At 49.3% G+C, this 25625-nt stretch carries 20 protein-coding genes; 6 read left to right on the top strand and 14 right to left on the bottom strand.

Annotated features, from left to right (window positions below):
- Positions 1-50 precede the first annotated feature (50 nt).
- From Q0380_RS01825 to Q0380_RS01815, 3 genes are all read left to right on the top strand, one after another.
- A complete protein-coding gene (locus tag Q0380_RS01825; RefSeq protein ID WP_298959503.1) occupies positions 51-2270 on the top strand; it encodes a DNA translocase FtsK in 2220 nt (739 codons plus the stop codon).
- Positions 2271-3221: 951 nt separating this feature from the next.
- Positions 3222-4382, top strand: coding sequence for an FtsW/RodA/SpoVE family cell cycle protein (locus Q0380_RS01820; RefSeq protein ID WP_297904610.1), 1161 nt, complete (start codon positions 3222-3224; stop codon positions 4380-4382).
- Between the two features lie 136 nt (positions 4383-4518).
- Complete coding sequence (locus Q0380_RS01815; protein WP_298959435.1) at positions 4519-5532, top strand: UDP-N-acetylglucosamine--N-acetylmuramyl-(pentapeptide) pyrophosphoryl-undecaprenol N-acetylglucosamine transferase; 1014 nt, start codon at positions 4519-4521, stop codon at positions 5530-5532.
- A gap of 235 nt (positions 5533-5767) precedes the next feature.
- Here Q0380_RS01815 and Q0380_RS01810 read toward each other — a convergent pair whose 3' ends face one another.
- Entirely contained in the window at positions 5768-6466 is a 699-nt protein-coding gene (locus Q0380_RS01810; protein WP_298959432.1) for a hypothetical protein, read from the bottom strand.
- 97 nt (positions 6467-6563) lie between these two features.
- On the opposite strand from Q0380_RS01810, the gene htpG reads away from it, so the two are divergent.
- The gene (gene htpG, locus Q0380_RS01805) at positions 6564-8405 is read left to right on the top strand and encodes a molecular chaperone HtpG (protein WP_298959429.1); all 1842 of its coding nucleotides are present in this window, start codon (positions 6564-6566) and stop codon (positions 8403-8405) included.
- 436 nt (positions 8406-8841) lie between these two features.
- Positions 8842-10233: an OprD family outer membrane porin gene (locus tag Q0380_RS01800; protein ID WP_298959427.1), complete on the top strand. Its 1392-nt coding sequence runs from the start codon at positions 8842-8844 to the stop codon at positions 10231-10233.
- A 359-nt stretch (positions 10234-10592) separates the two neighbouring features.
- Here Q0380_RS01800 and Q0380_RS01795 read toward each other — a convergent pair whose 3' ends face one another.
- The 4 genes from Q0380_RS01795 to Q0380_RS01780 all read right to left on the bottom strand — a co-directional run bounded on the left by Q0380_RS01795 (position 10593) and on the right by Q0380_RS01780 (position 14192).
- Positions 10593-11084 carry a hypothetical protein gene (locus Q0380_RS01795; RefSeq protein ID WP_298959424.1) on the bottom strand — a complete coding sequence of 164 codons (492 nt, stop codon included), beginning with the start codon at positions 11082-11084 and terminating at the stop codon, positions 10593-10595.
- Between the two features lie 386 nt (positions 11085-11470).
- The gene (locus Q0380_RS01790) at positions 11471-12142 is read right to left on the bottom strand and encodes a NapC/NirT family cytochrome c (RefSeq protein WP_298959500.1); all 672 of its coding nucleotides are present in this window, start codon (positions 12140-12142) and stop codon (positions 11471-11473) included.
- Complete coding sequence (locus Q0380_RS01785; RefSeq protein ID WP_291937344.1) at positions 12139-12570, bottom strand: cytochrome c3 family protein; 432 nt, start codon at positions 12568-12570, stop codon at positions 12139-12141. The genes Q0380_RS01790 and Q0380_RS01785 overlap by 4 nt, the downstream gene beginning before the upstream one ends.
- Positions 12571-12650: 80 nt before the next feature.
- Complete coding sequence (locus tag Q0380_RS01780; RefSeq protein ID WP_298959421.1) at positions 12651-14192, bottom strand: flavocytochrome c; 1542 nt, start codon at positions 14190-14192, stop codon at positions 12651-12653.
- A 141-nt stretch (positions 14193-14333) separates the two neighbouring features.
- Between Q0380_RS01780 and Q0380_RS01775 the strand changes: the two genes are divergently transcribed.
- Entirely contained in the window at positions 14334-15245 is a 912-nt protein-coding gene (locus Q0380_RS01775) for a LysR family transcriptional regulator (RefSeq protein ID WP_298959418.1), read from the top strand.
- 380 nt (positions 15246-15625) lie between these two features.
- Here Q0380_RS01775 and Q0380_RS01770 read toward each other — a convergent pair whose 3' ends face one another.
- The 9 genes from Q0380_RS01770 to Q0380_RS01730 form a co-directional block, all read right to left on the bottom strand.
- A complete protein-coding gene (locus Q0380_RS01770) occupies positions 15626-17761 on the bottom strand; it encodes a hypothetical protein (protein ID WP_298959415.1) in 2136 nt (711 codons plus the stop codon).
- Positions 17754-18281, bottom strand: a complete 528-nt coding sequence (locus Q0380_RS01765; RefSeq protein WP_298959412.1) for an outer membrane lipoprotein carrier protein LolA — start codon at positions 18279-18281, stop codon at positions 17754-17756. The genes Q0380_RS01770 and Q0380_RS01765 overlap by 8 nt, the downstream gene beginning before the upstream one ends.
- Before the next feature lie 32 nt (positions 18282-18313).
- Positions 18314-18841, bottom strand: a complete 528-nt coding sequence (locus Q0380_RS01760) for a thioesterase family protein (RefSeq protein WP_298959409.1) — start codon at positions 18839-18841, stop codon at positions 18314-18316.
- Positions 18828-20933 (bottom strand): glycosyltransferase, encoded by a 2106-nt coding sequence (locus tag Q0380_RS01755; protein ID WP_298959406.1) that lies wholly within the window; start codon positions 20931-20933, stop codon positions 18828-18830. Before Q0380_RS01755 ends, Q0380_RS01760 begins: the two co-directional genes overlap by 14 nt.
- Positions 20914-23058, bottom strand: coding sequence for an AMP-binding protein (locus Q0380_RS01750; RefSeq protein ID WP_298959403.1), 2145 nt, complete (start codon positions 23056-23058; stop codon positions 20914-20916). The genes Q0380_RS01755 and Q0380_RS01750 overlap by 20 nt, the downstream gene beginning before the upstream one ends.
- On the bottom strand, positions 23039-23578 hold the full coding sequence (locus Q0380_RS01745; protein ID WP_298959400.1) for a DNA gyrase subunit B: 540 nt from the start codon (positions 23576-23578) through the stop codon (positions 23039-23041). The genes Q0380_RS01750 and Q0380_RS01745 overlap by 20 nt, the downstream gene beginning before the upstream one ends.
- A 694-nt stretch (positions 23579-24272) precedes the next feature.
- Entirely contained in the window at positions 24273-24551 is a 279-nt protein-coding gene (locus Q0380_RS01740; RefSeq protein ID WP_298959397.1) for an acyl carrier protein, read from the bottom strand.
- A complete protein-coding gene (locus tag Q0380_RS01735) occupies positions 24544-24810 on the bottom strand; it encodes a phosphopantetheine-binding protein (protein WP_177388711.1) in 267 nt (88 codons plus the stop codon). Before Q0380_RS01735 ends, Q0380_RS01740 begins: the two co-directional genes overlap by 8 nt.
- Entirely contained in the window at positions 24807-25562 is a 756-nt protein-coding gene (locus tag Q0380_RS01730; RefSeq protein WP_298959394.1) for a lysophospholipid acyltransferase family protein, read from the bottom strand. The genes Q0380_RS01735 and Q0380_RS01730 overlap by 4 nt, the downstream gene beginning before the upstream one ends.
- Positions 25563-25625: the final 63 nt, after the last annotated feature.

Raw genomic sequence — 25625 nt, 5'->3', positions numbered from 1 at the left:
TATATTTTATCGTCGTATCGGCTATCATAATATTTTTTGGGCTTGCTACTATTGCGCCCGATTCTGCGCTCGTAGGCAGCGCGGGTAACGCCATCCGCTCGTTTAATACCCAGCTATTCGGCTATTTTGCATACATCTATCCGCTATTTTTGCTCGCCTTAGCATACGTAGCCTATAAGCATTTTCGCGGTTTTGACTTTAGATTTTTTGAGTTTAGCATTGGCGCGATTTTGCTATTTTTTACCATTTTGATGGTGCAGTCGAGTCTCTTTGGTGCTAGCGGCGGAGCAGTTGGTAGCTTCGCGGTGGACGGGCTTAGGCGAATGATCGGAAGCGTCGGCGTGTGGATTTTTAATATTACGATTTTTGTGCTTTCGCTAGTGCTTATATTCGAAGATCGTTTTACCGACATCATCAAAAACTGCTTTATTGGCTCAAGAGACGAAAGCTTGCAGGATGAAATTGGGGACGATTTCACTAGCGATGCGGATGCAGCGCAAAGGGGCGGGCTTGCAAGGTATTCGTCTGCGCAGGGCTTGAGAGGTACGGAAAATTTTAACGCTTTGAATGACGCTTTGAGCACAGAGGACAATTCGGCAAAACAGGGTAATTTTGTGGAGCAAGGTGCAAGCGGGCGCGGTTTTGAAGGTGAGCGAAATTTACAAAATTTAAACGATACTCGCGAGCCTGAAAATGAGCAGAATTTCAGTGATGCACAGGGTCCGCAGGCTTCCGCTGAACGCGAGCTTAAAATGCCGCAAAAGGGAAAGCCGAGCAGGCTAAAAAGGGTCGAGCGCCTAAGTGAGGTCGCCGAAAATAAAAGGCTTTTGGATCAGCTCGACAAGGGCAGGGTGGCCAAGCCCAAGGATTTTAAGCTGCCACCGCTTGACTTTTTAAATTTACCGCCGAAAAAGAAAAGCAACATCGATGAGAGCGAGATCGATCGTAAAATTTACGACCTGCTCGATAAGCTGCGTAAATTTAAGATCGACGGCGATGTGGTGCGGACCTACTCGGGTCCGGTCGTTACGACCTTTGAGTTTCGCCCCGCCGCGCACATCAAAGTAAGTAAAATTCTAACGCTGCAAGATGATCTCGCGATGGCTCTTCGGGCGCAGACCATCCGCATCCAAGCGCCGGTTCCGGGCAAAGACGTCGTGGGTATCGAGATCCCAAATCAAAATATCGATACGATATATCTGCGCGAAATTTTAGAAAGCGACGTATTTAAAAGCGCTTCCAGTCCGCTTACCATCGTGCTTGGCAAGGACATCGTGGGGCAGCCTTTCGTCACCGATCTTAAGAAGCTGCCGCACCTTCTCATCGCAGGCACCACCGGAAGCGGCAAGAGCGTGGGTATCAACGCCATGCTGCTTAGCCTTTTGTATCGCAACTCGCCCAAGAGCCTGCGCCTTATAATGATCGATCCGAAGATGCTTGAGTTTAGTATCTACAACGACATCCCGCATCTGCTAACGCCCGTAATCACGCAGCCTAAGCAGGCGATCATCGCACTAAGTAATCTTGTTTCGGAGATGGAGCAACGCTACTCGCTCATGGCGCAAAACAGGACGAAAAATATCGACAACTATAACGAAAAGATGCTGCGCGAGGGGGGCGAAATTTTGCCTTACATCGTCGTTATCATCGATGAGCTCGCGGATCTGATGATGACGAGCGGCAAGGATGTGGAGCACTATATCGCGCGTTTGGCGCAGATGGCGCGCGCTAGCGGCATCCATCTCATCGTAGCGACGCAGCGCCCTAGCGTGGACGTCGTCACGGGGCTGATAAAGGCGAATCTGCCTAGCCGTATCAGCTTCCGCGTGGGCTCAAAGGTCGATAGCAAGGTGATTTTGGATCAGATGGGCGCGGACAGCTTGCTTGGGCGTGGCGATATGCTCTTTACGCCGCCTACCGCGCCGGGGCTCATCCGCCTGCACGCGCCGTTTACGACCGAGAATGAGATCAACAAAATCGCGGAATTTTTAAAAGCGCAAGAAAGCGTCGTTTATGACGAGCGATTTTTGATCGAAAACGAGGGCGCCAAGCAAGAAGGCGGTATAATCAATCCGCAAAATATCGTGCTTGACGAGCTTTACAACGAGGCGAAAGCGATCGTTTTGGAGGAGGAGAAAACCTCGATCAGCTACCTGCAGCGCCGCTTGCGTATCGGGTACAACCGCGCCGCGACGATCATCGAGCAGCTAGAACAGATGGGCGTTTTAAGCGAGATCAACGCCAAAGGCCAGCGCGACATAATCAAGTAAATTTCAAAATTTTGATAAAATTTAAGCAGCGAAATTTTGAAATTTATTGGATTTACGGGTACCAGAATTTTTGAAATTTAATCGGTCTGCGCCGGTGGAATTTTAAATTTTATAAATTTTAAAATTTATCGGATTTGTCACAGCGGAATTTTAAAATTTTCGGCCCCTGCGGCGGATTTAAATTTTAAAATTTGCGCGCCTTGCGGCTCATGCTCGTTTTCTTGTGGCTATGGCAAAGCGGCGATTTTACACGGATGCGATCGAAGCATTTTGTGGCGTAGCGGCAGAGAGATGCTTCAAAAGTAGGCTCGGCGCAGTGCAAACAGCGCGTTTTACAGCTTGCGTTTACGGCGTGCGCGCTGTCAAATTTTATAAGGCGCAAGTTAATGTGCGCTGTGCTCTTGGCGCTAAATTTCAATCGCGGCGTGAAATTTTAAAGTGCAAACGTAGTAGAAATAGGGCGGTTTTAAAATTTAAAAATTGATTGTAAAAATTTTGCGATTTAAATTTTATAAATTTATAGAGCCCCGCAGAATTTAAAATTTTGCTTCTTTTTGAGCTTTGTAATTTTGAAATTTTAAATTTGCCGCAACAGATTGAAATTCTAAATCGCACCGCGCCTATTGACAGACGGCGTGTGCGGTATAAATTTACGTTTCGTATGCTGAAAGCCGCCTTGTGTAAGAAGAATGCGTACTTGCAAGGCGGTGCGCTATCCCGCAGCGTGCGCTGCCAAAGTCGCCTATGTGCGAGATAAAATTCGCACTGCGTTCCAAAAGACAATGTGTGATCGTGCCACGCGTAAAAGATGCGCGATCGCGCTGCATGCCAAAAAATGATGCGCGATCAGCACCATGCGGCATGGGCGCGATGCGAGGTTTGAGCTCGCGCGGCAGACGAAGCGTGCACGGCGCGCGTAAATGCGGATAAAATTTTAAAACGGAGAGATGATTGAGAACCGATAAATGGCTATATTACTTCACCTGCGCGCTCATTACGATCGGCATGATATTTTCGCTGTCGCTGAGCTCGTATACGGTGCTTCTGCTGGGCGCTACACCACTGCATTTTTTTTATCGTCAGTGCGCGGTAGGGATCGCCTGCATCGCGGTGATGTGGATCGTCTCGCGCGCCGATCCCGATAAATGCCTAACGCCGGTGTGCATGTCGCTTTTTGCGATAATGGGGATTTTGATGCTCGCGATGGGCTTTTTACCAAAATCCCTGGTCGCCGACGTAAACGGCGCGGCGCGCTGGATAAGGCTGCCGTTTTTTAACCTCGCGCCGGTGGAATTTTTTAAGGTGGGCTTCATCTACTTTTTGGCGTGGAGCTTCTCGCGTAAGCTCGATCACTCCAAAAAAAGCATCGGGCGCGAGATCGCGACGCTGCTTCCATACGTAGCGCTTTTCGGCTTTGTGGTGATCCTGGTCGCCATCGTGCAAAACGATCTAGGGCAGGTCGCGGTACTGGGGCTTACGATGATTTTTATGTCGCTTTTTGCGGGCACGAGCTTCAAGCTCATCGGCTTTAGCTTTATGGGGATTTTGGGGCTCGCTTACGTTTTTATCGTCACGAGCGCGCACAGGGTCGATCGCGTGCGCTCGTGGTGGGGCGGCGTGCAGGATTTCGTGCTGTCGTTTATGTCGCCCGAAACTGCCGCAGGGCTGCGTATAGAGGACGCTAGCGCGCCGTATCAGGTCGGACACTCGCTAAATGCGATAAACAACGGCGAGTTTTTCGGGCAGGGGCTTGGGCTTGGAAGCTTTAAGCTAGGCTATCTGAGCGAGGTGCATACCGACTTCGTGCTCGCAGGTATCGCCGAGGAGTGGGGATTTATCGGGATTTTGCTCATCGTGGCGCTATTTTATGCGATGCTCTTTCGCATCTTTCAGACCGCGAGTAAGTCGCCGAGTAACGTAAATTTCCTCTTCTGCCTCGGTATCGGCTTTATGTTTTTCTTTTCGTTCATTATCAACTCCTACGGCATCACGTCGATCTCGCCGGTAAAGGGCATCGCCGTGCCGTTTCTGAGCTACGGCGGCAGTCACCTGCTCGCGGCGTCGTTTGCGGTGGGGCTCGTTTTGATGGCGTCGAAAAGGGCGAAATTTTAAGGCTTTTGCGGGCTTTGGAGCGAGTGCGATTTAAATTTAGGCGTAAATTTAGAGGCGAATTGCGCTTAAAATTCTACGCCGAAGCGCGTCGAGGCTTAAATTTAAGCGCGAAATTTTATAAATTTAAAGGAAAAGTATGGTCATAGCAATCAGCGGCGGCGGCACTGGCGGGCATCTGATAATCGCTAAAAATTTAGCCGCTCATCTTGCGAAGCAGGGCATCAGGGCGATATTCATCGGCTCAAACCGCGGGCAGGATCGCGCGTGGTTTGAAAATAGCGAGCTTTTTGCGCGCACCTATTTTCTGCAAAGCTCGGGCGTAGTCGATAAAAAGGGCTTTGCCAAGCTAGCCTCGCTGCTAAATATCCTGCGCCTCTCGCTTGCGGCGCGTAAAATTTTAAAGCAAAACGGCGTCCGCGCGCTCATCAGCGTGGGCGGATACAGCTCGGCGCCCGCATCCATCGCGGCGATCCTTTCTCGCGTGCCGTTTTTTATCCACGAGCAAAACGCCGTTTGCGGGCGGCTCAACCGCCTGCTGAGGCCATTCGCGCGGGCGTTTTACAGCTCCTATGAAAAGCCCGCGTTTGCCTATCCGATCGCGGATATTTTTTTTGAGACGGCGCGGCCGCGCACGGCGCTTAAGAGGGTCATCTTTTTGGGCGGCTCGCAAGGGGCGAGCTTTATCAACTCGCTTGCCGTGGAGCTTGCGCCCAAGCTTTTGAGCCTCGGCTACGGCTTGATCCATCAGTGCGGCGAGCGCGAGTTTGAGCGCATCTCGCAGATCTACGCGCAGCAGGGCCTAGATGTACAGCTCGTGGGCTTTTGTAAAAACATGCACGAGCTCATCGCAAGCGCCGATCTTTGCGTCGGACGTAGCGGCGCCAGCACGCTGTGGGAGCTCTGCGCGAACGGCCTGCCTGCGATATTCGTGCCGTTTCCATTCGCGGCGGCGGATCATCAGTTTTATAACGCGAAATTTCTTAAAGAGCGCGGGCTTTGCGAAATTTTACGCCAGCAGGACGCAAGCGGCGAGCGGATCTTAGGCTTGATTGAGAGCTTCGACGTGGCGCGAGCGAGCAAAGGGCTGCTTGAGCTTGCTGATCGAAACGGCGCGCAAGCGATTATTGACGACGTAATGAGTAAAATTTAAGGCACCTCCGTTTTTTTATGCCCGTACTTTGTGTGCAAATTTGAGACGACCTCTGCACGAGGCTTTAAATTTATAAACCGATTAAATTTGACTTTTGCGTTTGTGTAAATTTGACGCGACGCTTGGGTTTGAGTAAAAATTTGAAATTTACATGCTTGCAGGCGAAGGACGCTTTTTGATTTGCGCAAATTTAAACCCGCAAGCGCAATGCGCAAAAGTGCATTGAGCCGCAAAATTATCTGCGCCTAAAGCTGATTATCGCATCGTCGTTTTCTTGTTGATATTTTTCAAACAGAGCCTGATATCTTTGCGATTTTGCCGGATCATTTGAATAAATTCCTACTAGAAAATAGCATGCCTCCGCAAATCGCAACTCACACGATCGCTCAAAGTATCGCGTACCCGTTTCTTTGTCGTCATCATCAAAATACGCGACGTAACCGAACATGAAGCAGCCTTCGCCGTTACCGAGCTTGCATGCTTTTTTGTACAATTTTCTGCCCTCTTGTGAATCTCTATCCTCGTAGCCTGCGAGTCTCGTGCAGCTTTCGCCGCCGTTAAGCTCGTAGCAGCCTTTTTTAAGTAGATCTTTGGCGCCTTCTTGCGAAATTTCGCCATTTAGTAGCAATAGGCTCGAAAGTACGGCACAGGCATCGCCATCCCCGCCGTCGCAATCTTCGCGAAATCTTACGGGATTTTTCATTTTTAAAGTGCCGTCTTTGGTGCGAATAGAAATTTCTTTAGGATTTTTATTTGCGTCTTCGTTTGCTTGATTGATAGGAATTTGGGTTTCGTTCAAAATTTCTGTGCGAAAAGGCGCTTTTATCGCTATAAAAACCGCGATTATACATACGATGATGATCGGTCGGTTCTCGCTGTATAATCCGCAGTCGGGTTTAGATTTTATACACTTTGGACGTGCATAAATTTCCAAAACTTGATAGTATTCATATCAAGTTTATTTATTCTACTCTTGACAAGATTAGCACTCCATGATATAATCTGCCAAAATTTTCAAAAAGGACCGCATAATGGCAAAGAAAAAATTTAAGACCGAAGTGAATGATCTGCTAAATTTGATGATCCATTCGCTTTATTCAAACAAGGAGATTTTTCTGCGCGAGCTGATCTCAAACGCGAGCGACGCGCTGGATAAATTAAACTACCTAAGCCTTACGAACGACGAATATAAGGCGCTTTCGTATGTGCCGCGCATCGATATAAAGATCGACAAAGAGGCCAAAACGCTAAGCATTGGCGACAACGGCATCGGCATGGACGAGGCCGAGCTCGAGAGCAATCTAGGCACTATTGCGCGCAGCGGCACGAAGGGCTTTATGGCGAGCCTTAGCGGCGATGCGGCGAAAGATAGCAACCTCATCGGGCAGTTCGGCGTCGGGTTTTATTCGGCGTTTATGGTAGCGGATCGTATCGAGGTGATCAGCCGCAAGCCGCTCTCGCAGGACGGCTATAAATGGAGCAGCGACGCGAGCAACTACATAGTCGAAAAGGCGCAGAAAGAGAGCTTTGGCACGACGATAATCCTGCATATGAAAGATGAGGAGTTTTTGGACGAATATAGGCTGGAAGGCATCATCAAAAAATACTCAAACCACATCCCCTATCCGATCTTTATGGATAAGGAAGAATACGTTCCTGCGCAAAAAGAGGGCGAGCAGGGACATAGCGAGGTTAAAAACGTCCAGATCAACCGCGCGAGCGCGCTTTGGCAGCTACCAAAAAGCAGCCTAAAGCCGAGCGATTACAATGAATTTTACAAGCAGATCAGCCACGACAGCGGCGATCCACTGTTTTACATCCACACCAAGGCCGAGGGCACGCACGAATACACGACGCTTTTTTACGTGCCGAGCAGCGAGCCTTTCGATCTATACCGCGTCGATTATCAAAGCGGCGTGAAGCTCTACGTCAAGCGCGTTTTCATCACCGACGACGCCAAAGAGCTGCTGCCTAGCTATCTGCGCTTCGTGCGCGGCATAATGGACGTCGAGGATCTGCCGTTAAACGTAAGCCGCGAAATTTTACAAGAAAATCGAATTCTAGCCTACGTTCGCGAACAGAGCGTCAAAAAAATTCTATCCGAGCTAGAAAAGCTTTTGCAGAACGATCGCGAAAAATACATAAAATTTTACGAATTATTCGGCAAGGTTTTGAAAGAGGGGCTTTACGGCTTCGGCGCAAACAAAGAGGAAATTTTAAAGCTTTGTCTTTTCAAATCAAATCTGCGAGACGGCCTCATCACGCTTAGCGAGTATAAGGAAAAAATGGGCGCGGAGCAAAAAGAGATCTATTGTATCGCGGGAAACAGCGCTGCGATGCTTAAAAGCTCGCCTCTGATCGAGAAATTTAACGCCGAAGGAACGGAGGTGTTGCTCTGCGACGATGAGATCGATACGATCGTGATGCCGGGCGTTTTTGAGTTTGATAAGACGCCGGTTAAAAACGCAACTTCGATCAAGCAAGAAGCTGCGAGCGACGATGCCGCGACGCCGCAAGCCAAAGAGATCGCCGCGAAGATCAAAGAAATTTTAGGCGAACGCGTCAAGGACGTTAAAATTTCATCGCGTCTAAGCGGCTCGCTTTCCTGCCTTGTTTTTGACGAGAACGATCCCGATTTTGCGACGCAGCAGCTGCTTAAGCAGATGGGAGGCCGCAATCTACCGCCAATAAAGCCGATTTTGGAGATCAATGCAGATCACGAGATCATCAAAAAGCTGCAGGCCGATAAGCTGATGCTGCCGCAAGTGTCTGAAATAATCTACGATCTGGCGCGCCTTAGCGAGGGGCAGGAGCTTGAAAATCCGAGCGGGTTTATTAAAAACGTAAACGAGCTGATCGCAAAGGCTCTGTAAATTATCTAAATTTAGAGCTTCGATCCGCTACCCAAATTCCGCGCGGCTGCATATATCTATGTAGCCGCGTTTTAAATTTAAAGAGAAATTTCTGCAGGCAAACTTCACGAGCTTTTTAAATTTTAAAATTTAAAAGCGGCGAAATTTCACCCTTTGATTTCGGTAAAATTCTATCCGGCGGCTCGGTTTGGCGTTTTGAAAATTTTGAAATTTTGATCGCTTTTATCCGCGAGTCGAGGTCGGGGCGCAAGCCGAAAATATTCGTCAAATCATAAAATCATAAATCGGGCGATAAATTTCACTATTCATTAATTTAATCTTTACGAAGTTGCGTAATTTTATTTTAAATTTCCCCTTTTTTTATCGCAAACAGCGAGATTGTTTGATATAATTCATTTTATAAATATTTGTAAATCTTTATGAAAGGGGATTTCGAATGAAACTCATCAAACTAAGTTTAGCTGCGGCGGTTTTCGCATGTGCGGTGTCCTCGTTAAGCGCGGCGGATAGCGTAGCCGAGGCGATCGCTAACGGTAAGCTTGGCGGAACGGTAAAGACCACTTACGCCAATAAAACCGTAGATAATAGAGGCGAGGCCGCTACGGGCGATAACGACTACGAGGCATTCGGCGTGGGTCTTGAGCTCGGATACGTTACCGATCCTCTTTACGGCTTTAGAATAGGGCTTACCGGACAGGGCTGGTTGATGCCGTATCATGTAGGCTCAAGCAATAAGATCGCCTACGATAAGGAGTGGTATACTAAAGGTGCGGTATTATCGGAATTATACCTAGGATACGGCATAGGAAATACCGATATAAAGGTGGGTAGACAATATGTCGTTACTCCGCTCGTTGCTGGCAACTATACGAGGGCGTTTAAAGAGGCTTTCGAGGGCGTAGCGATATCTAATAAAGATATCCCCGATACTACATTGTGGGGCGGATGGTTTTATAAATTCCAAGGCAGGAGCAAAACCGCTATGGGCGCTCCAGCAGGCGAAGGAAAGGCTCCTTTATTTAAAGATAGGGTGATTCTGGGTAATATGACCGGTCCGGTCGCCGTAAAATTTGAAAATATCTTCTCCGCATACGTTCAAAATAAATCCTTGCCTTATACTACTTTAACTGGCGCTTACGCAGCGGTAACGGACGTAAAACCCGCTAACGCATTAAAAGACGGCGACATTAGCCTGTATCTTGCCGAGGCGAATGTAAAAGTACCGGTAGGCGAGGTTTTAAAGCTGGGATTTGATCTTAACTACAAAGGCTCGCGCGTAGACGGAGGGCTGGAGCCAAGAAGGCTTGACGGCGATATGTTCGGCGCAAGAGTCTCGGTTAGCGAGTTTTTCGGATTCGGTCTATCGTATGCCTATACGACCGTTAGCGACGATGATGCCGTTATTTTGGGCGTAGGCAACGGCCCGGGATCATACACCGCTCTGCCTATTAGAGGTCCGTTCGTATTCACGGGATACGCGGGTATGGATACGCATAAGGTCGTGCTTGATTACAACTTCGGTGCTATCGGTCTGGACGGCTTCAAAACCGCGCTACACTACGTAAAAGGCGATCAAGACAGAGTAGGCGGCACGAATAATATCAATGCTAGCGGGGCTGCGGGCCAAAAGGTCGGCACCAGCATGGACGTAGAGGGCTGGGCGGTAACGGCAAACTACGCTCCTAAGGCTGTTAAGGGGCTAAGCTTGGGTGTAACTTACACTGCGCTTGAGAGAAGCGACCACTACGCTAGCGGCGTAAATAGAAAGTTCGACGAGAACGAGATATGGTTGCAGGCTGCGTATAAATTTGATCTAAGCGGCAACTAAAATTTTAAAGAGCGGAGAATTTTCCGCTCTTTCTCATTTGCATTATTTTGCCTCGTATATGACGCAAAAAAGAGCGTTTAAACCCTAAAAATTTATTCTTTCTCATCCGTATCATCAAGCGAGCTCGCGCTTGATAAATGTTTCATCCAAACTCCTTAAATTTAAACATGCTCTTGAATTTTAAATGAAACGGAGGTGAAATTTATCTAAAATTTTGCCGCAGAGCTTTGACATACCGAAATTTAATTAAAGCTTGGGCGTTGAAATTTTGACGAGGATTTTGTTCTGCGCGCTTTATAGGAATTTTAAATTTATAAAAATTTTAGAGATTTCCTTACAATTACAAGAAATATACCTTTCTAGCGTTTTAAATCTTTTGATACGAAAGTTACTTGAATATTTTCTTTCGGGACAAATTTATTTAAACTTGCACCGCCTCTATACTCTTCTAATGCGTCTTTTAAAATTTTAACTATTTCATCCCTTGATATACCATAAGTATGGGTTTTTATAGACTTTAATTCATATAAGATTTTAAAAGGGTTGTCCGTAATTTTCGTGCTAGTATTTTTATTATTTATATCTCTTAAATCAAGCTCAATATCTTGATCATCATAGTGTAAAACCCAGATCCGTTCCCCGCTCCATCCATCTCTATGATCTGGCAAATGCAAATTAACGACGGATATTAGCCAAATGTCTCTTTGCCTATCAATCACCCAGTAGAGTTGATCAATTAAATAATCCGAATATTCTTCTTCATTATATTTGCGGCAGCATGTATTTATAATATTTACAATATCATATTTCTTCAAGTCCTCTTTAGAAATATATTCCGCAACAAACGCCATCGCTTCCTCCTAAAATTTTAATTCGATTATACCCTCGATAATTTATGCTAGCCTTATGCTCTCATAAATGTATCGTGAGTATGAAATCAAGTTAGCACTATAGTAAGGCTCATAGAGATGCAATTGTAAGGGTTTTTTGTCGATACTTTTCGTTTACGAGCTGGCGAGTAAGAAGCGTATAAACTTAAGTTGTGAGTAGTTAGTTTAATATAGTCTGATAGATGAAATTTTAAATCGAGAATTCGAGGAAATTTCAAATCTAAAAGTCGATCAAATTTAATAAAAACTTCACAAAAACCTCGCCAAAATTTCAAAAATTTCGTCAAGGTCTCAGCTAAACCTCGGCGGAATTTTGAAATTTAGAAATTCTAGGATTTCAAGCGGCGTTATTTCTTCGCGCTAGAAGCGTCCATAAAGGCCTGCTCTTCGGCGCTCGGTTTATACTCGTCGCCGAAAAATTCCTTCTTCGCCTTGATCTTCTCCTGCATCATCTTCTTTTCGTAAATTTTATACGTCGGTCGCCAGTACTCTAGGTAGTTGCGAAGCCCGATACCGTGTCCCGCGCTTACGTGGCAGCTCGCGCATTTTAGCTCGCGCTCGGTGCCTAGGAGCTTTTTGTAGTGCGCGTGCATGCGTTGCGCCTGCTCGGAGGTGATCTTGCTGTCGATCACGGTGGCGTGGCAGCTCGTGCAGCCGTTGTCAAACACATAGTGCTCGCGGTTTTTGCGCCTTGCGCTCCAGTCGTATTTTTCAGGCTCGTCAAAGAAGTGCGAGTAGCCCTCCAACACGCCGTTTTTGGCCTTTTGATAGACGTATTTTACGATATTGTCGTGCGGTAGGTGGCAATCGACGCATTGAGCTTTGATACCCGTTTTGCCCTTGCCCGAGTGGACGTCCTCTTGATAGGCGATCACCATCGGATCCATCTCGTGGCAGACGTCGCAGAATTTATCGGTGCTCGTTTTCTCAAGCGCATAGTGCACCGGCACGACGACGAAAAACCCTATAATACCGCTTATTAAGATGATAAGCGCTAGTAATTTTTTAGAAATTCTCATGGCGTCACCCCCATCCATTGCGGCACTTCGTGCTCGTGGCATTCGGTACACATATTCGTAGATGCCTTGTGCTCGTTGTGGCATTCGTCGCAGTATAGCGTAGGACCGTCGTGGACGGAGTTATGCGGATTAGCCTTAAGCGTATCCATAAATTTAAGCCTCAAAGCGAGCTGCTTTTTGTCGCCGTGGCAGCTGATACAGCCCTTGTCGCCGATACTTTTAAATTTAGACGGATCGCTTCCTTGATTTACGTGGCAATCAACGCAGTCAAACGCCAAATGCTCGTGATGAGGTTTGATTTTGTATTTTGCCCGAAGCTCATCTGAAACGACTATGTTCGTGGCGTTGGCGTCATTAGCGCTCGGCGCGCCGAACAAAGTCGCGATGATACAGCACAGAAACAGCGCCGTAAAACTGAAATTTTTCATTTACAACCTTTTGTAGAAGTGCCTTACCGGGCCCGCTTTCGCTACCGGCAAGGCTTTAAAGAGCTTGCGCTCAGACCAAATTAGGCGATCTGCTCGCCAGCGATCATTCCGAAAACTATGCAGTCGGTTATCGCAACCGTACCGAGTCTGCTCGCGCCGTGCGTACCGCCGGTGATCTCGCCCGCAGCCCAAAGCCCAGGGATCGGTTTATTCGTCTTAGATGATAAGACCTCGGCTTTGGTATTGATTTTTAGGCCGCCCATAGTGTGGTGAGGCTTCGGCGAGAGGCGGATGACGTAGAAAGGTCCCGCTTCGTTGATCTGGCTAAGTGCGCTTTCTTGTTTGCCGAACTCGTCTTTTTTAGCTTTAACGCCTTCGTTGTATTTTTTGACGCTCTCTTTTAAGGCATCTGCAGGCACGCTGTATTTACTAGCGATCTCATCTAGGCTCGCGCATTCGCCCACTAGCTTGCCGCTTGCCATGCCTTTAGAAATAACCTCTTCGCTTAGATCTTTAAACGCCATTTTGGTATCGGCGAATGTTATCGGATAGGCTTTGGGATCCTCGCGTAAAATTTTAAACTCCGCGTCCGCGCGGGTCTTGCGGTCTGCAAGCTCGTTCATAAAGCGTTTGCCGTTGCGTACATCCACGGCGATACCGTATTTAAAGGTGCCTTGCTGAGTTAGAATCGGAGCGGTGCCGAAGCCCTTCTCATCGGGGCTCGCCCACGGACCGAACTGGATCCAATCGACCTGCACCGGATATGCGCCGATTTCAAAGGCTTTTAGTAGCACGCCCGCGGTAGCTCCCGCGTGATTTGTGCTATCGACATCATCTGGAATACGCGGGTCTTGAAGCTTGCGGAAAATTTTATCGCGGCAAAATCCGCCCGCTGCGAGTACTACGCCTTTTTTGGCTTTGAGCGTCTTTTTTGTGCCGCTCGTGTTTTCAAGATCGTCGCTGTAAAGATTCGGATCAAATTTATACTCCTCGCGGATTACGACGCCCGCCACGCGATCTCCGTCCATTACGAAATCGTCAAATTTTGCGCGGCGGCGAAGCTCGCAGCCCTTATCTTTTAGCGCTTCAAATTTTTCAAGCATCGGCTGGATGTAGCCAGAGCCGCTATCATTCGTCGTTAGCATCGAGCGCGCGACGCTGTGTCCGCCGAAGTGGGCGCAGTGATCCATCTTAAATTGCACGCCGCTATCGACGAGGAATTTAAACGCGTCCAAGCCGCGATCGGCTAGGGTGCTTAAAAGCTCAGGGTGGTTGATGCCAAGGCCCGCCTTTAGGCAGTCGTTCATAAATAGCTCTTTGCTGTCTTTAACGCCCGTTTTTTCCTGCACGGGATTCATCGGCACGCTCATACCGCCGCCGTTGATGACTGAGTTTCCGCCGATACGACCCATCTTTTCTAGAATCAAGACTTTGTTGCCTTTCTCGGCTGCTTTTAAGCCCGCCGCAAGTCCAGCAAAGCCGCTACCGATGATGATTACATCCCACTCCTCGTCAAATTTGACGTCCTTTGCGTCCACTGCGCTTGCTTGTGCATTTACCGCGCTAAGTGCGAGTGCACCGGCTCCTACCATACCCATTTTCAGTATGTCGCGTCTCTGCATATTTTGCCCCTTTACTTAGAGATTTTTTAATCTTAAAGATTAATGTTGTAATTTTATATTAAATCTTTATGTAAGTCAAATGTTATTTGGTATATAATTTAATAGCTAAAAGCTATAAAATTTCAACCGAAGGGGCAAAAAATGAGCCTGCGACATATGGAATTTGCGGTAAAAATTTCGGAGCTTAAAAGCTTTACAAAAGCGGCGAGCGAGCTTGGAATCGCACAACCGTCGCTTTCAAAGAGCATTATGCTTTTAGAAAAGGAGCTCGGGATCGAAATTTTCGATAGAAAAAACGGCCTTGAGCTTACCTATGCGGGCGAAATTTACATCGCCAGAGCGAAAAATATGCTTAGGCTCAATAAGGAGCTAAATAACGAAATACGCGGGCTTTCGTCGATCAAGACGGGCAAGCTCGTTATCGGCGCGACCTCGACCAGCTTTAAATTTATCGAAAAGATCATTGCGATGTTTTATAGCAGGTTTTCGAAGGCTGATATCAGGATCGTGCACGCTCACTCCGAGCCCGCACTCATCGAGATGCTAAAAAGCGGCGAGCTTGACATCGTCTATGCCGCGCACTTCGGCGAGCTTTTCGCGGAGGGGCTTGAGTGCGAGTTTATAAAAAAGCGCAGGCTGCTTCTAAGCGTCTGCTCCTCTCATCCGGCGGTTTCGCGAGCGAGTATAAATTCTACCGAGAAATACCCTAAAATCGCGCTTAGCGAGTTTAAATCCGATAAATTTGCAATCAGCAGTAAAATTTTAAAAAGCGAATCGAACTTCAAAAAGATATTTGAAAACGCAGGCTTTACGCCTCAAATTTTCTGCGACACCTCATATCTGTATGTGGCTAACGCGATGGTCGCGGCGGGGCTTTGCGTGAGTTTCAGCTTCGCACGGTACATTTTTGAGACGCAAAAGGACTACATCACGCTCTTTGACGTCGCTGATGAGCCGCTTTTGGACGTGTCGTTTTCGGTCGTGTATAAAAAACCCTCCAAGCTCGCAAAGGAATTTATAAAGATGATAAAAGCGGGCAAAAGCGGCGAGTAGGGCGGTCTGCGGTGTGCAAATTTAAATTTAATAACGCGCCGCAAGGGTTTAAATTTAAAAATGCACTGCATAGGTTTAAATTTAATAACTGCAAGGCGCCGTGTCAAAACCGACTTTTAAAATTTATCCCGCAACCTTGTTTTTTAAATTCCGGTTCGCAGCTTGCTTAGCCGAAATTTCATCTAAAATTTTATCTTGCGCTCTAATCGGTTAAATTTTATCTTGCACATGCAGACTAAATTTTATCTCACAGCAGGTTGGATTAAAATTTTCATTCGCCGCGACTACGTAAATTTACGGCGCGCTCTTTTATAAAATTTTATCTGCAAGCGGGCAAAGAGCGTCTATTCAGTGCTTTCAGCTCTTTGGCTCCCGCTTGATTAGCTTTTCTTGCTCGCCGCTAAAATTTGCGCCAAGATCGCCGCTAGCGCGATATTTAGGCTGACGCAGAGCCCAAACAGCGCCACGGCTTTAGTGGAGCTGAAAGCGAGCGTAAAAAAAGAGATTATGCTGGTTAAGGACGCGAGCGTGATGCCGAAAATTTTGTCGCTAAGCGCCATCTTATCGTTGTTTGCAAAGATCATATAGTCTATCCCCACGGCGCCTGATAGGATCAGCGCAAAGATCGCAAATATATTTACGCTCACGCCAAATGCGCTAAGCAGGGCGAGCACGGCTAAATTTGACGCAAAGACAGAGATGACGATCAGCCACGCCGTCCGCGCGCCGAAAAACGCCCACAATAGTGCGAGGGCGAGGGCGTATGCGGCACATTTTAGATACAAGGCGTTGATTTTGATCTGCGAAAACGCCTCGCTTATGGCGCTTCGCATGTTTAGATGCAGCGCGCCCATCTGCGCGGCAAGCTCGCTTACGGCTGCTTTATCGTGCACGCCGCGCAAAAAAGCGATATGCGGATCTATGCTCGGCATCGCGGCAAAAAGAATAGAGCTTCTCGCCTGCTCGTAGCTTAAAATAGGTGCTTCTGCAATCTTGGCAAAGCTCGCGTCCACGAGCTCGCGGCTGAGCCCGAGACGTAAAAATGCGCTTCTATCGTAGTTTGCAAAGGCCTGCTTGATAAAGCTCTGCGTAGCGGGATCCAAAATCGGCGCGCCCACGTATGAGTCCGCAAGATCGCGCGCTACGGCCTCTTTGGCTACCGCGCTCGCGTCATTGCCCACGATCAGATCGAAGCTGGAGCCTCCGATGCTTGCGAGCTTGGCGCTCATCGCGATCAGGTTTTTATCCAAGCTCGCGTATTCGCTGACGTCGTCCTTAAGCTCCATTTTAAAATACAAAAATGCAAGCAGCGCCGCGCAAACGAGAATGAGCGCTTTGAGGCTTAGGTTTATCTTGCAAAGCGCCTTTGCGTAGAGCTCAAGAGCTTTTGCAAAGATCTGGGCGGGGCGAAATTCTACCCCTTCAAGCAGGATCGGTAGGGCGAAGTAGCTAAAGCAAAACGCTCCCGCAAGTGCGGCTATGGCAAAGATCGCGATCTCTTTGAGCAGAAAAAACGGGCTGAATAAAAATACGAAATAGCCTGCCGCGGTGATGAAAAAGCCTAGAAGTAGGATGTTTCGCATGCTTTTTATCGAGCGAGCCTCGATTTTGCGCGCGATATTTGCGCCCAGCCAATGCACCGCATAATCCAGCATCAGCCCGATTAGGCTCGTCGAAACCACGGCGCTTAGGATGTGGATCGAGCCATGGATCGCCATCGTAGCCGCTACGCCGCAGGCAAGCCCGAAAAGTGCGGGCAGTAGCAGGCAGAAGATCCGTGCGCGCGAAAAAGCCGCCAGCAGCAGCGCCGCGCACAGGCTAAGCGAAACGGCGCCCGCGATGGAGCTTTCGCGCACGCCCGCGCTTTTGCCCAATGCGCTAAAAAGGGCGGTGCCGGAGATTAAAATTTCGCTCTTTTGCGCCTCGCGCACAAGAGCGCTAAGCGCGTCGTCGTTTGCTTTCGGAGCGAGCTTAGCCGTAGCGAGGTAGTGCGGCGCGCCGTCAATGGTCGCGATGAAGCGGTTTTGCGCAGGATCAAGCTTGATCGCGCCGCGAGAGCCGAGGCGCGAGTGAAGGCTAAGCGAGAAAAAATCCTGCGAGAGGCTAAGCGGGCGAAATTTTGAGTAAAGCTCACGCGCGCTGCGCTCAAAAAAGGCCTGCGGATCGCTTTTTAAAAGCTCCACGCTCGCATCATCGAGCATCGCGGGCGCAAAGCGCGCAAGCTCGCTCTGATACACGCTTGCGTCCTTCACTTCGTAAATTATGCTCTCAAAAAGCCCGCTTTTTTGCATATCTGCAATGAACGCGTCAAAGCTCGCTCTCTCTGCGCTTGCGACGATGATTTGCCGCGCAATCTCGCGGTTGAAATCCTCGACGCTCTGTTTCTGCTCGCCCGAAATTTCAATGCCGCTCAGCTCGTAAAAATCGGAATTTACGCGGTTTAAATTTAACGCTATAAAGGCGCAAAGCGCGATGAATACTGCGCCAAATACCGCTAAAATCGCGATCTTACTCATCTAAGCTCACGACGCCCGAAAATACGTTTTCGCTCACGTCGCCGTTAGCGCTGCTGATCCGCAGCACCCTGACGTAGGCGCCGCCCTCGATCACGATATTTTTAAAGATATTTTGCAGCATCCCTTTTGGGTTTAGCTCGGCGCGCCACGCATTTTTGCTGCCGCTTAGCGCGATCGAGAAATTTTTGCTAAGCCGCGCTACGTCCAGGCGTGAGATCGCCAAAAAGGTGTCCTTATCAAAAAGCGAATCGGCGCTTTTGACCCACGCCGCGCCGCTGCGCTCAAAAACGCCGTCCGCGCTGATTTTTAGCTCGCTTCGCACCGGCTTTAGCGTCGTCCAAAACAGCTCGCCGCCTTTGATTTTAAACTCGCCGCTGCTTCGCACGGGCTCGGCAAAGCCCTCGATGCTGAGCGTTTCGCTAAATTTGCCGCCGATATTGTCGGTCTTAAGCACCAGATCGCTTACTTCAAGCGCGCTCGCAAGTCCCAAAATCGCTAAAAATAAAGCTAAAATTTTCATCGTAGTCCTTTAAATTTTATGCTCGCTAAATTTCACTGCTCGTTATCGCTAGGCAAATTTTCATTCGCCGCGGCGTTTTGAGAGCGGTCTTGCTCGGACGCGGCTTTGCTTGCCGCTGAAATTCTATCTGCCATTGAAATTTTACTCGCGGAATTTTTCCCCGCTAAAATTTTATCCGCGCACGCCCTTAACTGCGGCGGTATCTCATACAGCGTCCTTTTGGAAGCAAGCTCTACCGCGGCTTGCGACGTGGTAGCTTTGGCTAATAGCGCGCCGGATAGGCTTTTGATGCGGTAGGAGAATTTTATGATCGTGTCGCACTCAAGCAGCTCGATGCTCACCGCAACCTCGTCGTCAAAAAGTATCGGAGCGATAAATTTAAACTCCATTTTGATAATGGGATATATAAATCCATCATCTCTCATCTGCATATATGTGTAGCCCGCGTCGCGCCAAAACTCGCATCTAGCGTCCTCGCAGAGCTTTACGTAGTTGCCGTGCCACATCACGCCCATCGGATCGGCGTCGTAAAATCTGGCGCGAAATTTATACTCTTTCATTCTTCTTTCCGCTATGAAATTTTTCGTCTTGCGCGGCGGATTTTGCGGCGGCTAAATTTGAATTATTTAAATTTAGCGCAGTATCCGTGCTTGTCTCGCCGAAATTTTGCGCGCCGCCGCGCTCCGCATCGCTCGTGTTTTTCCCTTGCGCCCAAAAATCAAAGAAATTATACCATTGAGAAGGAAATTCTTTGGCATAAAGCTCGAGCTGCCGCACGTAGCATTTAAGCGCTAGCGCGACCGATCGCGCCTTATCGCGGCTCTTTAGCGGCACAGGTAGCGGTTGCAGCCGCAGCTCATGGCCGCTGCGCCCCTCGTAGCACCATAGGCTAAATAGCGGCGCGTCTAAAATTTTAGCGAGCAGATAGCCGCCGATCGGGAAGTTCGCGCTGCGCCCTAAAAAATCCTCGCTTTGAAATTTATCCGAGCCCACCGGCATGCGATCGCCCATTACCGCGATGTGTTCGCCGTTTTGCAGCAGCTCTTTGATTTGCAGCATCTCGCCGATGCCGAGCTCGCCGACGTAGAGAATTTTCACGCCGCCGCCCATTTTTTCGATAAATTTCATAAAATTTTCGCTGTGTTTGCGAAAGATCAGCACATTGATTTTTATCCCCGCCGTGCTTGCCGAAAGGGCGCGCGCGATCTCGGTGTTGCCGAAGTGCGAAGTGATTAAAATTTTGCCCGTTCCATCGCTTAGAAGCTCCTTCATGCCGCTTTGCACGCGAATTTGATCCAGCGCGATCTTGCCGTTCCAAACCGCGATTTTTTCGCATAGGCTGAGGGAAAATTTATAAAAATTCGCGTAAATTTCGCGGAGCTTGGGCTCGCGATCAAGCGCGCGCCGCAAAAACTCCCTGATTGCGCGCCGTTCGTTTTTAAGCAGCGCAAAATAGATCGCCGAGATGCAAAGCGCGGTGCCTCGCATGCAAAAATCGGGAGTGTGAAGCGTGATGAAGCGGGCTAAATTTAAAAGCGCCGCGCCCGCCTTTTCGTTGTTTTCGCTCCAATGTTTAGCCTGTGTACCGCTGCTGGTCGTTTCGCGCTCGCTTTTTGCTACGGGCTTTTGCGCGGTGTTGGTATCCTCTTGCTCTCTCTCGTCGCGGCTGCTTTCTGTCGTGCCTGAATCGAGATCTTTTACGGCATAAGGGCTTTCTTCTGCAGCGACGGGAGTGCTCTTTGCGCCTTTTTGCACGGAAGGCCTGCTATCTGCGCTCTTAGCCTTCGGCTCTCGTGCGGCGGCGAGATCATTTTGTGCCCCCATATCGCGGCTATTTTCTACGGCGCCTCGATCGTGCTTTTTCACCGCACCGATCATGTTGCGCGGCTTTGTCGCGTCATTATGTACGTCGATGTTTCCAAAAAGCGAGCTAAAGCGACGAAGTGCTCTTTTTGCAAGCCAAAGCGGAAGCCCGCAAAATAGCCTCGCGTGCATCAGCGAAATTCCAAAATTATCTCGAAACGGCGCGAAATGGCTCACTCCGCCCGCTTCGTAGCGCACCGCCAGATCGAGCCATTTTATCTCTAGCCCCGCGCGCACGGCCAGGATTAAAATTTCGGCATCAAAGCCCATCCTGCGGTTTTTGGTGCGGGACAGAAGCGGCACGATCCCCTCTAGCGGGTAAATTCTGAAGCCGCACATCGCGTCTTTTATGCGGTGCGAGAGGGTATTTACCACGCACCAAAAATTCATTATCTTGCGTCCATGCAGACGGGATTTGGGCGCGCTTTCGTCATACATGGGAGCGGCGCAGATTAGCGCGGCGGGCTGCTGCGCCGCAAGCGCCAAAAACTCCTCGCATCTGCTTACGTCGTGCTGAAAGTCCGCGTCTATCTGAAAGGCGTGCGTAAATCCAAGCTCCTTCGCCCACGCCAGCCCGTCGCCCACGGCAGCGCCTTTGCCGCCGTTTTGCGCACGGGCGTAAATTTGAGCCGCAAGTCCCTTTAGCGCGCTTTTGCTCGCTTCGTCGCTGCCGTCGTCCACGATCAGTACGGGCGCGATGGGCGCTAGAGCGCTTACGAGCTCGGCGATGCGCGCGGGGTGGTTGAAGTAGGGCAGCAAAAACGCGGGCTTAAAGGCAGATTCTTCCACTGGCGCAGACCTTGTCGTTTGAAATTTCAAAGCGGAGTTTGCCGCTTGCTTCGGTAATTTTGATCGAAATTTCATCGCCCGGGCGGATGAAATTTTTAAATTTTAAATTTTCTATCTTTTGCGTGCCATCCAGCTCGTAGCCAAGGGCTTTTGCGCAGATCAATACGAAGTGAAGCTGCATAAACGCGGGCACCAGCGCAAATTTCGCAAAGTGTCCGTCAAAATAAAAGTCGCTGGCGCGTACCTTCGCGCGAAACTCATTCTCCGCGCTCCGCTTGAAAACGGGCACCTCGTAGCGCTGCAAGGCGCTTAAAAAGTCCTTTTTGCTTAGCTTGCCCTGCTCGTTAAAAGGTAGTTTGCTTGCGATTTTAAAGTAGCGCAAAATCGCGCCGAATTCGGGCTTCAAAAAGGCCTTTAGTTCGTCCGTGACGCCCTTCTTGCCGCCTGCACGAAACGCCTGCTCGCCGCGCTCGCTAAGCTTGATAAGAGCTACGGCGCGGTCGCGCTGCGGGTGCAGATCGATCCTGCACTCGCCGATAAATTCGTGCGAGCGGAGTTTGGCTTCGAGCAGATCGAGGCTCACGCGGTTTTCGTTGATCTTTACGGTGCGGTCGCCGCGCCCTAAAAGCACGATCTCGTCTGCGCGCACATAGCCGAAATCGCGGCTTTCGAAGCGCTCGCACCAAGGAGAGCTGATCGTAAACTCGCCCGTTTGCGAAAATTGGTCGGCGGGCTGCTTTGCCCCAAATTTATCGCAAAGCCCCTCTGCCTGCGCAAATTTATCATCGTGTTTTGTCACAGAGCTCGGTGTGGAGCTGCTTTTCTGGCCGGCCGAGGTTTTATCGCTAATGTCTGCATTAAATTTAGACGCCCGCTCGTCCGAGAGGCTTGTGTCTTGTCCGTCCGCATTTTGCTCGCCCACACGGCTCGTTTTAGGCTTTACCGCAAAATTTTCGCCGCAAGAGCTTGCCGCAAGATCGAAGGGCTTATTCTCGCATTTTGCCGCGCTGCCGCTATCAATATCCGTGCGGATATGCACGCTAACGGGAGCGAATTTTTTAAGCCCCGCGCCCTCGTTGCAGGCGATCACGCCCGTTTCGCTGGAGCCGTAAATATCGACGATGCGGGCATTGCTAAGCGCGCGCAAATTATCTCGGATCGCAGGACTTAGCGGCGCGCCTGCGCTAAAAATGGTGCTCAAAGGCGCTATGTTTGCGGCGTCTGCGTGCTCGCACAGCGCGCCTAGCACCGTGGGCGAGCTGATCAGCACGGCGCCCGCAAGATCGGCTGCAAGGATGATTTCAGGGTAGTTTAGACTGCCTTTTTGCGTGCGCGAGCCGCAAAGCAGCGGCACGAAGATGCTAAATGTGAGCCCAAACATATTTTGGTGCGATACGCCCGATAAAAATCGATCGCTTGCGCAAAGGCCGAATCTTTCTACTAAAAATTCCGCCTCTAAAACCATATCGCGCAGGCTTTTTTCGATGTTTTTCGCCTCGCCCGTCGAGCCCGAAGTTTTGATATAAAATTTTTGATCCGCGCGCAGCAGATGCAAAGAGACAGCCTCTTGCTCGCACGGCGCGTAATTTTGCGGCGCGTTTTTAGATAAAATTTTAGGTGCAGATTTTTCGGTATCGTGCGGCGAAATGCTTTCTAAATCATTAGGGCTGAATTTGTCTAAATTTTGCGCTGCGGCGAGATTTGGAATTTTCACGTCGCCGCCGAGATGAAATTCGCCGCTAAATTTGGGCTCTCGCAGCAGTACGGGCGCAAAACCCGCAATCAGCGCGCCGAAAAAAAACGCAATGAACTCCGCCGCGTCCTCGCCGTAAATTTCAATCATCGGCGCGTTTTTTTGCTCTTGCGTCTGCGCCGATTGCAGGTCGCGCGCGGTATCTGTGCCGCCGCTAGAATTTTCCGCGTCATTGAAATTTGCGCTGCCGCCAGAATTTTCCGCATCTTTTAAATTTACATTTGCCGCGCTGCTTTGGGGTTTGTCCGCGCCTTTTAAGCTTGCCGCTTCGCTCTGCTTGCATCCAGTTTTTGCCAAATCGCGCGCAAGAGCCGCCGCGGCAAGGATTTCGCGCTCGTAAGGCTTTAAAGAATTAATCAAATTTTTTAACATAAAATTTCCTAAAAATCATCTCGCCGCCGATCAGCGCGCCGATGAGGACATATGAGATCGCGCCGCAGTAAACGCTCCAATAAATTTTATCTCGCGGTAGCAGTAGCGTCGCGCTAAGTAGGCCGTTTAGCACAAAAAATCCGAGCCAAACCTCGGTTAGCTTGCGCGTGTAGGCGCGGCCGTGCTCGTTGAGACCTGGCTGCTTCAAAAGCGCTAGGCGCGTGATCGCGGGCGTCGATCTTAGGCTGAGCGCGAAAAGCGCCGCGAGCGAGAAATTTATTATGAGCGGATACAGATACGCGAGCGTTCCACTGCTAAAAAGGGCGCACAGCGCAAAAAACGCCGCGCTCGCGCCCTTAATAGCTCGATCTTTACTTTCAAAAACGGCTCGCGCTCCCCATAGCGCGCTCATCGCTACAAGCAAGCAGACCCGCGCGCCGCCGTGCAAAAAATAGAGGCCGAAAGGGTAAAACACGCTCAAAATTATGGTAGCTGTTTTTAAAAATATCGTTCGTCGCAATCTTTGTAATCCTTAAATTTAGCCGCGAGGGCTTGGTTTTTGCCCGCGGCAGCTTTAGCTTCGTCACGGCGTTGGGCTTTGCTGCGGTAGTTTTGGTTTTTGTTACGGCGGTTAGGCTCTTGCTGCAGGCGCGATCGGCGCGATTATTACCGCGCTTCGATACTTTAAATTTAGCCTTGACGTTCAAATTTTAGGCGCCATGCTTTTAAAATTTAAATTTAGCCTTGCTCGCCGCATTTAAATTTCAGCAGTGCCGCTTTTAAATTTAGCTACGCCTTAATTTAACTCGCGGCGCCGCACTTGCAATCAAATCCGCTAAATTAAATTTAGCCGAAATTTTAAAATTTTGAAATTTTATGAAAACAGCGGCCGCAAAAGAAACAACGTCTTTTAAAATTTCAAAATTTCATTCAAGCTTGCAGATTAAAATTTTAAATTTTAGCCCGCAAAGCGCTTTTTCATGCTAGTTTAAAAGCAGCAAATAAGCGGGCTTTGTGTCGCATTGCTTAATCGTCAAGCCCGCAAAAGCCGCGCACCGCGCACCTTTAATTAATATTTGCCGCATGTTATCAAACCGCCGCGCGCCGTCAAACAAACGCCGCCTATGTTATCCGCTCGCCCGCTGCCCCGTGCCGCCGCAAAGTAAACTACCGAACCGTGCCGCACGCGATCTTGCCGCGCCGCACGGCGAAATTTAACTCTCGCCGCCCGTAGTTTCCCCGCTCGCGCCTTGATCGAGCTTCGCCGCTACGGCATCCACGATGTCGCCAAGGGTTTGTATGTTTTTAAAATCATCGGGCATCAGCTTATAGCCCGTGTTTTTCTTGACGTAATCGACCAGATCGATCGCGTCGATGCTGTCGATCTGCAGATCCTCGTAAATTTTAGCCTCAGGCACGACCTTGTTCTCGTCGATCTCAAAAAGCTCCACGAGCGCCTTTTTTAAAATTTCAAAAATTTCGTCTTTACTCATTTTTACTCCTATTTTCGGCGATGTATTGCGCCAAAGACGCAACGGATGAGAAAATTTGCTTTAAATTTTGGGTTTTTGAGTTAAGCACGATGCCGTATTTTTTCTGCACCAAAAGCCCGAGCTCCAGCGCATCGACCGAATCGAGCCCGAGCCCGTCGCCAAAAAGCGGCTCATCGTCATTTATGTCGCCTGGCGCGACGTCTTCGAGGTTCAGCCCCGAAATGATCAGCTCCTTAAGTTCCAAAATTTCTTCGTTCACAGATTCTCCTTTTCATATAGATTGGATATTTTTTCGTAGAGTTTGCGCACTCGGATCGGGTTTGGGCGATCCGGCTCAAAGCCCGTTAGATCGAGCGCGCACAGCTCGTAGAGGTCGTATTTCATCCGAACTTCGGGCGTATCGTACCATACTTGTCCTTTTTTTAGGCTTTTAGGATCCATTTTTATCGCGACGCAATTCATATTTTTTGCGAAATTTATCGCGATGTAAAACGCCGCTTTGTGCATGGCGATGCGATCTGCGGTGCGCGTGCCCTCGGGGAAGATGATTAGACTTTCTCCTCGCTCAAGGGCGCTGCGGCACGCATCTATCATCGCTTCCGAGCCGGTGTTTGGGATGTAGCCTGCGGCTGCGATGGCGGCGGAGAGGAAGGGGTTTTTGCATAGGCTTTCCTTGACTACGCAGTTTGCGCGCCGCACGTGAGCTAAAAAGATCACCACGTCAAGCAGGCTAGGGTGGTTTGCGATGATGAGGGTGCCGCTAGGCGGGAGTTTGCAGCGCCAGTTCACGCCGATACTGCCGTAAAGTCGCGCGAGCAGCAAAAATATGCGCCACGAGATCATTATAAAATCGCGCACGAAATTTCGCACGACCTCTATGCGGTTTAGCCGCAGCAGCGCTACGGGGAGGAAGAGTAGGTTGCCTATCATACACAGCGCGCCGAAGCTAGCGAAGGATAACGCGATGCCGATCTGCTTGATTTTGCGCCTTAGCGGATCTGTCTGCTTCATCGCGCGGTGCCTCTTTCGGCGGGGATTTTATGCCTCTCGATGAGGATTTTGCAGCTTTCGGCG

This window comes from uncultured Campylobacter sp., assembly GCF_937959485.1.
Classification (GTDB): domain Bacteria; phylum Campylobacterota; class Campylobacteria; order Campylobacterales; family Campylobacteraceae; genus Campylobacter_B.
Note: the sequence above shows the minus strand (reverse complement) of the source record. Positions and strands in the feature narration are given on the sequence as shown.